This is a genomic window from Phenylobacterium sp. (assembly GCF_044236515.1).
In the GTDB taxonomy this organism is placed as follows: domain Bacteria; phylum Pseudomonadota; class Alphaproteobacteria; order Caulobacterales; family Caulobacteraceae; genus Phenylobacterium.
In genome coordinates, this window is sequence record NZ_JBIIGK010000093.1 from 1 (window position 1) to 11,281 (window position 11,281).

General features: G+C 68.8%; 13 protein-coding genes. 6 read left to right on the plus strand and 7 right to left on the minus strand.

Features of this window, described 5'->3' with window-relative positions; translation table 11 throughout:
* The coding region (locus tag ACILRF_RS10470) for a phosphomethylpyrimidine synthase ThiC (protein WP_395672608.1) at positions 1-279 on the plus strand (279 nt) is incomplete at its 5' end.
* 56 nt (positions 280-335) lie between these two features.
* Here ACILRF_RS10470 and ACILRF_RS10475 read toward each other — a convergent pair.
* On the minus strand, positions 336-542 hold the full coding sequence (locus ACILRF_RS10475; protein WP_395672610.1) for a hypothetical protein: 207 nt from the start codon (positions 540-542) through the stop codon (positions 336-338).
* Positions 543-903: 361 nt separating this feature from the next.
* Here ACILRF_RS10475 and ACILRF_RS10480 point away from each other — a divergent pair, with 361 nt between their 5' ends.
* Positions 904-1,845 (plus strand): hypothetical protein, encoded by a 942-nt coding sequence (locus tag ACILRF_RS10480; protein WP_395672612.1) that lies wholly within the window; start codon positions 904-906, stop codon positions 1,843-1,845.
* Here the strand turns inward: ACILRF_RS10480 and ACILRF_RS10485 are convergent.
* Positions 1,842-2,597, minus strand: a complete 756-nt coding sequence (locus ACILRF_RS10485) for a hypothetical protein (protein WP_395672614.1) — start codon at positions 2,595-2,597, stop codon at positions 1,842-1,844. The two genes, ACILRF_RS10480 and ACILRF_RS10485, sit on opposite strands and share 4 nt — an antisense overlap.
* Before the next feature lie 74 nt (positions 2,598-2,671).
* Between ACILRF_RS10485 and ACILRF_RS10490 the strand changes: the two genes are divergently transcribed.
* Complete coding sequence (locus tag ACILRF_RS10490; RefSeq protein ID WP_395672616.1) at positions 2,672-3,913, plus strand: TCR/Tet family MFS transporter; 1,242 nt, start codon at positions 2,672-2,674, stop codon at positions 3,911-3,913.
* On the opposite strand, the gene ACILRF_RS10495 is transcribed toward ACILRF_RS10490, so the two are convergent.
* Positions 3,910-4,713, minus strand: coding sequence for a sulfite exporter TauE/SafE family protein (locus ACILRF_RS10495; protein ID WP_395672618.1), 804 nt, complete (start codon positions 4,711-4,713; stop codon positions 3,910-3,912). The two genes, ACILRF_RS10490 and ACILRF_RS10495, sit on opposite strands and share 4 nt — an antisense overlap.
* A gap of 154 nt (positions 4,714-4,867) precedes the next feature.
* Between ACILRF_RS10495 and ACILRF_RS10500 the strand changes: the two genes are divergently transcribed.
* A complete protein-coding gene (locus tag ACILRF_RS10500) occupies positions 4,868-5,638 on the plus strand; it encodes a sulfite exporter TauE/SafE family protein (protein WP_395672620.1) in 771 nt (256 codons plus the stop codon).
* 145 nt (positions 5,639-5,783) lie between these two features.
* On the plus strand, positions 5,784-6,332 hold the full coding sequence (locus ACILRF_RS10505; protein WP_395672622.1) for an NMCC_0638 family (lipo)protein: 549 nt from the start codon (positions 5,784-5,786) through the stop codon (positions 6,330-6,332).
* Between the two features lie 919 nt (positions 6,333-7,251).
* Here ACILRF_RS10505 and ACILRF_RS10510 read toward each other — a convergent pair.
* A complete protein-coding gene (locus ACILRF_RS10510; protein WP_395672624.1) occupies positions 7,252-7,908 on the minus strand; it encodes a J domain-containing protein in 657 nt (218 codons plus the stop codon).
* Positions 7,909-7,960: 52 nt separating this feature from the next.
* On the opposite strand from ACILRF_RS10510, the gene ACILRF_RS10515 reads away from it, so the two are divergent.
* Positions 7,961-8,233: a BolA family protein gene (locus ACILRF_RS10515; RefSeq protein WP_395672625.1), complete on the plus strand. Its 273-nt coding sequence runs from the start codon at positions 7,961-7,963 to the stop codon at positions 8,231-8,233.
* Between the two features lie 217 nt (positions 8,234-8,450).
* Here the strand turns inward: ACILRF_RS10515 and ACILRF_RS10520 are convergent, their stop codons facing one another.
* The 3 genes from ACILRF_RS10520 to ACILRF_RS10530 form a co-directional block, all read right to left on the minus strand.
* Positions 8,451-8,828 (minus strand): response regulator, encoded by a 378-nt coding sequence (locus ACILRF_RS10520; protein ID WP_395672627.1) that lies wholly within the window; start codon positions 8,826-8,828, stop codon positions 8,451-8,453.
* Positions 8,825-10,507: an HWE histidine kinase domain-containing protein gene (locus ACILRF_RS10525; RefSeq protein WP_395672629.1), complete on the minus strand. Its 1,683-nt coding sequence runs from the start codon at positions 10,505-10,507 to the stop codon at positions 8,825-8,827. The genes ACILRF_RS10520 and ACILRF_RS10525 overlap by 4 nt, the downstream gene beginning before the upstream one ends.
* A gap of 61 nt (positions 10,508-10,568) precedes the next feature.
* A partial coding sequence (locus ACILRF_RS10530) for a transporter associated domain-containing protein (RefSeq protein ID WP_395672631.1) occupies positions 10,569-11,281 on the minus strand: 713 nt, incomplete at its 5' end.

The window sequence follows — 11,281 nt, forward strand, 5'->3', positions numbered from 1 at the left end:
CGGGCGCGGTTCGAGTTCCGCTGGGAGGACCAGTTCAACCTGGGCCTCGATCCCGAGACGGCCCGCGCCTATCACGACGAGAGCCTGCCGAAGGAGGCGTTCAAGACGGCGCACTTCTGCTCGATGTGCGGCCCCAAGTTCTGCTCGATGAAGATCAGCCAGGACATCCGCGAGGCGGCGCGGCAGCAGAACGAGGTCGACGCCGGCATGGCGCAGATGGCGGCCAAGTTCCGCGACGGCGGCGGCGAGATCCTCGTGCCGCTGGAGCCGGCGGAGTAGGGCGGATACGAAAAAGGCCCGCCGAGGCGGGCCTTCTCCGGGACGCTGGTGCCGACTTAGTCCTGCTCGGCGTTGGCCTTCGCAGGCGACGGCCAGACGCGGATGCACACCGCCAGCGTCACCGACCCCAGGACCGCCGCGGCGGCCCCTGCCCACTGCACCGGGCTCATGCCCAGCGCCGCATAATGACCCGCCATGCCGCCCGAGGCGAAGACCAGGATGGCCGAGCCCCACTCGGCGGCTTCCTTCGAAGACATGTTCATGGCTGAGAACCCGGACGCAAGAAACTGAGGAATTCGATGTCCAGGCGATACCGGCGCGCGGCGTGGCCCGCCATGCGGCACGGAAGCGCATCCGGCCTGCCGCGCGCGAGCGTCAGCATGGTTCATCGCCCGGTCATCCGCTATGTTGGATAGCTGACTTAACGCCCGGCGCTTCGCTGGGCCCCGAGGTCTTTCGGCGACGCTGGTCGCGCCTCCGAGAGACGCGGCGTCCGTCTGCGGATGGGCGCCGGGGCGGCTCTCCCGCACGGGAGAGCCGCCTTGCCGCGACAGCTTGTCGCTCGCCGGTTTGGGGCAAGATCGGTTTGTCATCCGGCGGCGGCGGGCGCAAATAGCGGCAGGCATGCCTCATACCGCCGCCTTGAATCAGGATCCGTCGCCGGCCGCGCCGTCGCCGCGTGATCCGACAACCCGCCGCCGGGCGGTCGGCAACCTGTCGCTGGCGTTCCTGTGCGACCAGTTCGCCCTGGGCATCGATGGCCTGGCCAGCCGCGACGCGCTGCTGGTGATGGCCATCAACCAGGCCAACGTCATCCTGCTGACCAAGGACCCCGACGCGCGGCGGCGCTACGGCGGAGTCGACGCCGCGGCCCCGGACGTCGACCGGCGGCCGGTGAGCGTCAGCCGGATCGCCGCGTCGCTGAACCTGCCCTACGAGACGGTGCGTCGCCGGGTGCACGACCTGGAGCGGCGCGGCGTCTGCCACTCGCTGGACGGCGGGGTGATCGTGCCGGAGGCCTATTTGACCTCGCCGCAGTACGTGGCCTCGATCATGGCCGCGCATGAGCGGCTGCGGCGGTTCTGGACCGAGCTCGCGGCCGCCGGGCTGCTGGAGCCGCTGCCGGAGCCGGCCTACGAGACCGACGAAGGCGCGCCGGTGCGGGCGGCGGTGCGGATCCTGGCCGACTACCTGCTGCGCTCGGCCGAGCATCTGCTGCCGATCGCCGGCGACGCGAGCTCGACCGTGCTGCTGCTCGGCGTGCTGGGGCTGAACACCGAGGTCGCGCCCGACCCGGTGGCGGCGGCGACGCCCGTGCGGCGCGCGGTGTCGATGCGCGAGCTGACCGAGCGGCTGGGCCTGCCGGCCGAGACGGCGCGCCGCCACGCGATGGAGCTGGCCAGCCGCGGGCGCTGCGCCCGGACGCGCGGCGGCTACATCGTCACCGAGGAGTCGCTGGCGGTTCCGGAGTGGCGGACCTTCTTCGAGGTGAACCAGATCAACGTGCAGCGGCTGTTCGCCGGGTTGGCCGAACGTGGCGTCGTCGCCGCCTGGGCCAAGGCCTAGAACTCCGTCCCCTCGCGAAGGAACTGGCGCAGGATGTTGGTCGGCCGGATGCGGTAGCGCACGGTCGCGCGGCCGACCTCGCCGTGCGGGAACCGCGCCAGGGTCGCGGCGATGCGGCGGTCGGCCTCCAGCCGCTTGAGCTTCGGGCCGGGATCGGACCACTGCCACAGGGCCGGCGCGCAAAGCACCTTGTCGAGCAGCAGACAGTTGGGATCGACCATGCCGCCCTGGTCCTTGAACCGGCCCTTGCCGGGACCGACGGCGTCCCAGCGGTCGACGCCGAGCTCATCGCCGGTGTCCTCGTCGAGCAGCAGGCGCAGGGAATAGGCCCAGTGACGGCCCTGGACCGCAGCCAGCAGGCTCGACAGGTGATCCGTTGTCCAGACGTTGTCGTCGTCGAGGTAGGCGACGTGGCGGGCGTTGGCCATGAAGCTGAGGATTGTGCGCAGGGCGCCGCCGTCCCAGGCGGGATGCACGCCGCCGTGCCGCTGAGAGGTCGAGTAGGGGAGCGTCAGCACCACGGCCGAGACGTGGTCCGGACGGTCGGCCAGGGCGGCGTAGACGTGTTCGGTATCGGTCGGATTGAGGTCGGCGCCGATCACCAGCTGGATGCGGCCCTGAAGGTCCTGGGCGTAGACGCTCTCGAGGGCCGTGCGGATCGAGGCGCGCATCAGGGACGGGGTGACGACCGCGACCTGCGCCGGGGCCTGCGGATCGAGCTTGTCCGGGAAATAGCCGCCGATCGGGAGCAAGCGCCAGCCTCAGGTTGAGGGGAACCGAGATACACGCTGGCCGGGGCCGGCGCGGACCTCTAAGTACCGCGGCCATGTCACTCCGCAAACGTCGCGCCGCGATGGCGTTCATCCTGGTCACCGCCGCCCTGGATATCGTCGCCATGGGCCTGGTGATCCCGGTCCTGCCGCCCCTCATCGAGAAATTCGCCGGCTCGGACGCCAACGCGGGCGTCTGGAACGGCCTGCTGATCGCCCTGTGGGCCGGGGCGCAGTTCCTGGCCTCGCCAGTGATCGGCTCGCTCTCGGACCGGTTCGGGCGCCGGCCGGTCATCCTGGTGTCGGTGGCCGGGATGGCGATCGACTGGGTGCTGATGGCCCTGGCGCCGAACCTGTGGTGGCTGGCGATCGGGCGGCTGATCGGCGGGGTGACGTCGTCGAGCTTCACGACGGTCTATGCCTATGTGGCCGACGTGACGGAGCCGGCGGGGCGGGCGCGGGCCTATGGTCTGGTCGGAGCGGCGTTCAGCGGCGGCTTCGTGCTGGGGCCGTTCCTGGGCGGGGTGCTGGGCGAGATCTCGCCGCGGGCACCGTTCTGGGCGGCGGCGGCGATGAGCGCGGTGGCCTTCGTCTACGGCCTGGTGGTGCTGCCGGAATCGCTGCCGAAGGCGAACCGGACGCCCTTTTCCTGGACGCGGGCAAACCCGTTCGGGGCGCTGAACCTGCTGAGGTCGGGGACCGGGCTGCTAGGGCTCGCGACGGTCGATTTCCTGCTCTACTTCGCCCACCACGTGTTCTCCGCGATCTTCGTGCTCTACGCCGGCCACCGCTATGGCTGGACGGCGCTGGAGGTCGGCCTCGTGCTGGCCTTCGTCGGGCTGCTCGACATGGCCGTGCAAGGGCTGATGACCGGGCCGGTGGTCAAGCGCCTGGGCGAGCGGCGGACGATGCTGCTTGGCCTGTGCGGCGGAGTGGTCGGCATCAGCTGCATGGGCCTGGCGACCAACGGCGCGCTGTTCGTGGCCGCCATGCTGCCGAACGCCTTGTGGGGTCTGGCCATGCCGACGCTGCAGTCGTTGATGACGGCGCGGGTGTCCGAGGCCGAACAGGGCCAGTTGCAGGGGGCGATCAACAGCCTTGCGTCGATCGCCGGCGTCCTTTCGCCGCTGTTCTTCGGCTTCGTCTACTCGATCTCGGTGGGCGAGCGGGCGGCGATCCCGTTCATCGGGACGAGCTTCCTGATCGCCGCCGGGGTGCTGGCCGCGGCGGCGGTGATGGCGGTGGTGTCCGAGCGGCGGGCGGCGGTCCGCGATCCAGCCAATAAGACCGCGGCCTAGAAGAGCTTCAGCAGGCGGCCGAACTGGTAGGCCGACAGGGCGACGACGATGCCGCCGACCGCGAAGGTCAGCACCCGCACGGGGGCGATCTTGACGATCCGGCCGGCCAGCGGCGCGGCCAGCAGGCCGCCGACGATCAGCCCGGCGACCGAGCCGGCGTGGCTGGAAATGGCGTCGGCCTCCGACCAGTGGCCGGACAGAAGGGCGGCGAGGAAGGCCGCCGAGATCGTCGCGGTGACGAAGAACTCCGCCGCGTTGGCGGTGCCGATGCTGATGCGCGGCTCGGCCCCGGAGCCGACCATGGCGGTCGTGACGGTCGGGCCCCAGCCGCCGCCGCCGACCGCGTCGACGAAGCCGCCGAAGAAGCCGAGGGGGCCGGAATAACGGCGCGGAAATTGCCGCGAGCCGGCGCCCTTCAAGGCGCGCCAGAGGATGACCAGGCCCATCAGACCAAGGTAGGCGGCGATGAACGGCTTCATGGCGTCGCCGGGCACGCTGGTCAGGACGAAGGCCCCGAGGCCGCCCCCGATGCAGCCGCCGGCAGCCAGCGGGATGAAGAGCTTCCAGTTCACGTTCTTATGGGCGGCGTGGGAGCCGGCGGAGGCGGCGGTGGTGAAGACTTCCGCCGCGTGCACGCTCGCCGAGGCCGTCGCAGGCGGCACGCCGAAGCTCAGCAGGACAGTGGAGGAGACCACGCCGTAGGCCATGCCCAATGCGCCGTCGACGCACTGGGCGAGGAAGCCCACGAAGGCGAACAGCACGAAGTTTTCCATGACCGGTCCCACGAATTCAGCCGCCACCCATAGCTTCATCTCCCACCAGGTAAATAGAGATTAGATGGCAGAGCTTGGAGGGTTTCTGGCGCCGGTATCCGTGACGGGCGATGGCCGCGCCGACAGTGTCAAACGGCGTTTTGAGTGGCGGGCGTGGCCAAGCTCCAGTATCGGGCGCGCCGTGACACCGGATTTCTGGCTCTTCGCCGCCGTCGGCTTCGTCGCCCAGCTCGTCGATGGCGCGCTCGGCATGGCCTACGGCGTGATCTCGACCACCGTGCTGTTGAGCGTCGGCGTCTCGCCGGCCAATGCGTCGGCCAGCGTGCATGCAGCCAAGGTCTTCACCGGCGCGGCGTCGGGCCTGTCGCACCTCTATCACCGCAACATCGACTGGCGGCTCCTGCGGCTGCTGACGCTCGGCGGCGTGGTCGGCGGCGGCCTCGGGGCCTATGTGCTGACCAGCGTCGACGGCGAGAAGATCAAGCCGTTCGTGGTCGGCTGGCTGGGGTTGATGGGTCTGATCATCCTCTGGCGGGCCTGGAAGGGCACGCGGCCGAAGGTGTTCTCCTGGAAGTCGCCGCTGCCGCTCGGCCTGGTCGGCGGCTTCTTCGACGCCATCGGCGGCGGCGGCTGGGGGCCGGTGGTGACCTCGACGCTGATGGGGGCGGGGGCGGACCCGCGCAAAGCGATCGGCACCACCAACGCCGCCGAGCTGTTCGTGGCGGTGGCGACGTCGTCGGCGTTCCTGGCGGCGCTGTTGACCGGCCACTGGGGGACGACGGGGCTTGGCGGCCTGCTGTGGTCGCTGGCTGGGCTGATCGCCGGCGGCGTGGTGGCGGCGCCGATCGCCGGCTGGATGACCAAGGTGCTGCCGCTGCGGCTGCTGACCTGGATCGTTGGCGGCGTGGTCGTGGCGCTGGCGGTCTGGCAGGCGGTGATGTTGTTCGGGTGAGCGCGCAAATTTCCTGTCCGATCGCAGACGGGAAGGAAGCGTGAAGGTCGGCTATCGACCCCTTAGGCGACCTCCGGAGCGTCTGCTTCCGTGCCGCGGGGTTTGCAGTTAAGCTTCCGCATCACCGGGACCAGAGCGTGAATCTATGAGATTATGCCTGTTCCCGATCCTCGTTGCTTCCAGCCTCTTCGCGAGCACTGCATCTGCCGCCCCTGACCCGCGGGCTGAGGACGCTGCGAATGCATTCTCCGGCCTCTGCCTGAGCATGTTCGCGGGCAGGCAGCCCGACGTCGACACGAAGCGCTTTGAAATCACCAAGTTCGATGAGGCGACCAAAAAGCGGATCAAGCCGCATGTACAGGCTGACGCTTTGTGGAACGTGCAGGGACGAGCATCGGGCGCGATGATGCTGGTCCACTACGAACCCACCGGCCTTTGCGTCGTCGAGGTGGCAGAAGCGGATGAGCGGTCGGTGCAGGATAGCGTACGCGCCGTCGCCGACGTGGCTGCCCGAGCTTTAGGTCAGGCGGCGACCGAGCAACCAGTGTCCCGCAAGAAGGTCCAGGGGCTAACCGCGACCAATTCGTCCTGGCGCTTTCCGACCCCAAAAGGCGATGTTTTGGTGATGGTAACGACCGTCCCGGAACCGAAGTTCATGATCCAGCACGTGATCACGGCCTCCTACGTCCGCTAACCACCCATTGCGGACCTTCACGACACCTCAGCAGAATGGCTGGACGTAAGCTTGGCCGCGAGCAACGTTTTGAGGATGGCACACCCCCTCCTAGCCCTTCGCGATCCGATCTATTGGCTGTCGCTGCTGATCCTGCTGAGCACCGTTGCCGCGATCCTGCTTGCCGTTTGGCCACAGCCGTCTCGAACGAAGACGATCTTCGCAATCGTCCTGCTCGCCCTCTCCGTTCCCAGCGGCTGCTATGCGCTCCTTGGAACTGCCTGCTACGTTGGGGGCGATTGTCCCTAGCGGTCCGGACGCGACATCTGAATCCACCCATAAGTGACCTAGGGCAGTTGGGCTCTCGTGCCTCCTGCGGCTATCGATCATTCGCGTGCGGGTCAGTGTCGCTGCCGTGGTGGTCGCAGCTGAATTTGGGGCGAGTGGCAGGCGCTTCTGTGTCGATGGCCCACATTGTGGACCACTCTTGCAAGTCGCTCGGCGCGGGTTGTCCGATCACGTCCTGACGGACTTGCTCGTCCCAAGTAGGATCACCAGAAGACACGACGATTTCAGCGTCCAAAATCGGCGTCCCTGCTGATGCGCTTTCCGTGCGGACGCAAAGGCCAACACCGCGAGGCATTCTCGAGCGGTCAATCGTGTCGGGCTGAGGCGCGCAACCAAACAGGACGCCGATTGCGGCCAGCGCGAGAGAGGTGCTTCGGAAGCGTGACCACATGCCGGAAATGCTGACTCAGCTAATCGCAGACGGCTAGCAGCTTGAGCTTCAACACAGACATGAAAGCGACGAATGTCCGCTTCCCACCCTCCGCTGACGTTTGGAGCGTCGGCTTTCGCGCCATGAGGCGAGTGTCCAGTTCGGGCCTCGAAGCCGATCACCGCTTCCCACCCGTCTCGGACACGCCTGCCGTTCGCGCTCCTACACCATCCCCGCTTTGCGGAGGGCCTGATAGGCCTTGATGACGCGCTGGAGCTTGTGTTCGCCGGCGCGGTCGCCGCCGTTGGCGTCGGGGTGAAGGCGGCGGACCAGTTCGGTGTAGCGGGCGCGGATCTTGGGGCCGTCGGCGTCGGCGTCGAGGTCGAGGTCGGCGAGGGCGCCGCGCTCGATCTTGCCCATCGGGCGCTCGGGGGCGGGGCGGGGGTTCGGCGAGGGGCCGCCCGCGCCGAAGATGTTGAACGGGTCGCGGTAGCCGCCCTGGTTCTTTCCGAACTTGGCGGAGAAGGCGGCGGCCTCGCGTGAATGGCGGCCGGCCTTCATCTCCCAGGTCGGGCGACCGCCGGTGAACAGCTCTTCCTGCTGGCGACGACGGACCTCGCCCTCGCTCATGCCGGAGAAGAAGTTCCAGTTGCGATTGTACTGCGCCGCGTGCGGCTGGCAGAACCAGTAGTGCTCGTCGAGCATGTCGCGCGATTTCGGCGCGCGGGCGGTGGCCGCCTGGCGGCAGCCGGGATGGTCGCAGGCCCGCTCGCCGGGCTTGAGGGCGTGGACGTCCTCCTTTGGGTCTGCCCCGTCGTCGGAGGGGGGGCGGACCCGGATGTCCTTGAACTTGGGCCTGTATTGAAACGCGCCGGGCATGGGCCAAGTATGGGGTGAAGATATTCCCCTTCAAGAATTGAAGATCGAGACGATGGGCGCCATATTCGAAGCCATCCGGGACAAGCTTACGGCAGCGTTCCAGCCGACGCGGCTGGAGATCCAGGACGACTCCGCCAACCACCACGGCCATGCCGGCGCCCGCCCGGGCGGCGAAAGCCATTTCAACGTCCTGATCGAGGCCGACGCCTTCGCCGGCCAGTCGAAGGTGGCGCGGCAGCGGATGGTCTACCGCGCATTATCGGCGGAGCTGGCCGGGCCGATCCACGCCCTGTCGCTGAAGGCGTTCGCGCCCGGAGAAGGCTGAGGGGAGAGAGCCAGGGCTCTTTCCGTCAAGGCACAGCTCTATTTCGCAAGCCGCCGCTACCGGCCTGTCGGCGCGCGCCTATCTCCAGCGTCCTCGGTGAGAACCGGGACGGGAGAGGACCCATGAAACTTCTGATGGCGCTGGCCGTCCTGATTGGAGCGGCGAGCTTGCTGTGGATCGACGCCCAGGCGCGGGCGTTCGGCTACCTCTGAGCGGTTTAGCCGACCGCCGCGCGGAGCTCGCCGAGCACGCGGGCGAGGTCGCCTTCGCGGAACGGCTTCTGCAGAACCGGCGAGCCGCGATCGACGTCGCGCAGGCCCGCGTCGCCATAGCCGGTGGCGAAGGCGAAGGGCACGCCCTTCTGCCGCAGCAGATCGGCGAGTGGGAAGATCGGCTGGCCGCCGAGGTTGACGTCGAGCACCGCGCAATCGATCTCGGCCTCGCCGACCACGGCGACGGCTTCGTCCAGCCGCGAGGCCGGGCCCACGACCTTGCAGCCGAGGTCGGTCAGCATGTCCTCGATCAGCATCGAGACCATCATCTCGTCCTCGACGACGAGAACGCGCATTCCGCCCAGATCTGTAAGCTCGGTCATTCGGTGGGCTCCAACCCCTGCATCGGCAGTTCGATGCGGCAAAACAGGCCTTCCGGCCGGTAGTCAAGCTTGACCTCGCCTCTCAGTTCGCCGGCGAGGCCCTGTTCAAGAAGTCGACCGCCGAAGCCGCGCCGGTGCGGCTTGGTGACCGGCGGTCCGCCGGACTCGGTCCACTCGACGATCAAGCGGTGGCCGGCATCTGACAGCATGACACGTGAACGAACGCTGACACGACCGGTCGGCGTCGACAGGGCGCCATATTTTACGGCGTTGGTCGCGAGTTCGTGGAAGGCCATGCCGAGGGCGACGGCGGCCTTCGGCGTCAGGCGCACGTCGCGGTCGGCGTCGATGAGGAACCGCGCCTCGCCGGGCTTGCCGGCCGCGTGGGGAGTCATCTCCAGGCGCAGGATGTCGATCAGGCTGGCGGCTTCCCAGCCGGCGTCGGTCAGCAGGTTGTGGGTCTGGGACAGGGCCAGCAGCCGCGCCTCGAAGGCGGCGCGGAAGGCGGCCGCGTCGGCGGCCGAGCGCAGAGTCTGGCTGGCGATCGATTGGACGGTGGCCAGGGTGTTCTTCACCCGATGGTTCAGTTCGTTCAGCAGCAGGCGCTGACGCTCCTCGGCGCGCTTGCGCTCGGTGACGTCGAGCGAGACCCCGGCCATGCGGCGCACGCCCCCGGCCCCGGCGACCTGGGCGGCGCGGCCGCGCGCCTGGACCCAGCGGGTCTCGCCGCTCGGGTGGATGACCCGGTACTCGATGTCGTAGTCGCCGCCGGTGCGGATCGCGGTCTCCATGGCCGCGAGCATGCGCGGGCGGTCGTCCGGATGGATCGAGGCGACGAGGTCTTCGAAGCCGAACGGCTCGTCGGGCTTGCGGCCGTAGTTGGCGCGGCAGAGCTCGGAAGCGTCGTAGGCGCGGGTCTCGACGTCGAGTTCCCACGACCCGAGACGGCCGGACTCAAGGGCGAACTGCAGCCGCTCGCGGGCCGGCTCCAGGCGGGCCTGGCTGTCGGCGAGCGCCTCTTCGGCGCGCAGGCGCTCCTCGAGGTCACGGCGGGCCGAGGCGTTGAGGCGGACGTTGTCGATGGCGACGGCCGCCTGGGCGGCCAGCCCCTCCATCAAGGGCTCCAGTCGGGCTGGGAAATGGGCCGGCTGCGAGTGGCCGAAGAACAAGCCGCCGAGCACCTCGCCCGAGTGCGAGACCACAGAGGCGGCGAGGTAGCTGCAAACCGGCAGATGGCCCTGGGGCATGCCGTGGTAGGGCGCGCTAAGGCCGTAGCGCGGGTCCTTGGTGATGTCGTCCGAGCGCACGACGCCTTCTCCGACGAAGGTCGGGTGGAAGAGGGCTGTGTTGCGCGGCATCGGGAAGCGCTCGAAGGCCGAGCGCGGCGCGCCGGAAAGGGCGTAGAGGGTGTAGCTTTCGCCCCCGGCGTCGACGAGGTTGTAGAAGAAGGCCCCGAACTGAGCGCCCGTCAGCTCGACCCCGCCGTCGACCACCGCCTGGACCACCCCCTCGAGGTCGCCGCCCGCGCCGATGGCGGCGGCGATGCGGTTGAGCGCGTCGGCCCGACGGCTCTCCTCGGCTAGAGCCAGTTCAAGCGCGGCAAGCCGCGCTTCGAGATCGCGGGTGCGATCCGTCGAAGGGCTGAGTGTCGGGTCCGTGACGGCGTCGGCCGTGGACATGTCCTGAACGATCCCCCGATCGGCAAGCTCTACTAAACGCGGTCGGTCGCCCGGGGTTCCATCAGTTTCCAGAGTCTTCTTCTTCCGGCGCGGAGACCTGCAGAACGGTGAGCTGGTTGCCCTTGCGGGCCACGACGCGGAACTCGTGCCGGTGGAAGGCGAACACCTGGCCGACGTCGGGGATGGTCCGGGCCTCGTGGATCAGCAGGCCGGCGATGGTCACCGCCTCTTCGTCCGGCAGCGACCAGTTCATGGCGCGGTTGAGGTCGCGGATGGTCACCGAGCCGTCCACGATCACCGAGCCGTCGGGCCCGGGCCGCACGCCGGCGACGACGACGTCATGCTCGTCCTCGATTTCGCCGACGATCTCTTCGAGGATGTCCTCGAGGGTGATCAGGCCCTCGAGCGCGCCGTACTCGTCGACCACCATGGCGAAGTGGTTCTGGCGCTTCAGGAAGGCTGCGAGCTGGTCCTTCAGGGTGGTGGTGTCGGGGATGAACCAGCAGGGGCGGATGATCGCCGCCAGGTCCAGGGCGTCCATCTTGCCGTCGACGGCGGCGAGGGCGCGCAGCAGGTCCTTGGCGTGCAGCACGCCGATGACGTTCTCCTGCTCGTCGCGATAGAGCGGCAGGCGGGTGTGGGGGCTGTCGAGGGCGGCGGCGATGATCTCGCGCGGCGGCAGGTCGGCGTCGATCATGGCGATGGCCTTGCGGTGGACCATCACCTCGCTGACGGTCATCTCGCCGAGGTCGAGGACGCCGCCGAGCATCCAGC

What these genes read in the sequence shown, in the direction of transcription:
- ACILRF_RS10525 (WP_395672629.1), bottom strand. Translation starts at nt 10,507, where the DNA reads ATGTCCACGGCCGACGCCGTCACGGACCCGACACTCAGCCCTTCGACG.
- ACILRF_RS10475 (WP_395672610.1), bottom strand. Translation starts at nt 542, where the DNA reads ATGAACATGTCTTCGAAGGAAGCCGCCGAGTGGGGCTCGGCCATCCTG.
- ACILRF_RS10515 (WP_395672625.1), top strand. Translation starts at nt 7,961, where the DNA reads ATGGGCGCCATATTCGAAGCCATCCGGGACAAGCTTACGGCAGCGTTC.
- ACILRF_RS10520 (WP_395672627.1), bottom strand. Translation starts at nt 8,828, where the DNA reads ATGACCGAGCTTACAGATCTGGGCGGAATGCGCGTTCTCGTCGTCGAG.
- ACILRF_RS10480 (WP_395672612.1), top strand. Translation starts at nt 904, where the DNA reads ATGCCTCATACCGCCGCCTTGAATCAGGATCCGTCGCCGGCCGCGCCG.
- ACILRF_RS10510 (WP_395672624.1), bottom strand. Translation starts at nt 7,908, where the DNA reads ATGCCCGGCGCGTTTCAATACAGGCCCAAGTTCAAGGACATCCGGGTC.
- ACILRF_RS10490 (WP_395672616.1), top strand. Translation starts at nt 2,672, where the DNA reads ATGTCACTCCGCAAACGTCGCGCCGCGATGGCGTTCATCCTGGTCACC.
- ACILRF_RS10505 (WP_395672622.1), top strand. Translation starts at nt 5,784, where the DNA reads ATGAGATTATGCCTGTTCCCGATCCTCGTTGCTTCCAGCCTCTTCGCG.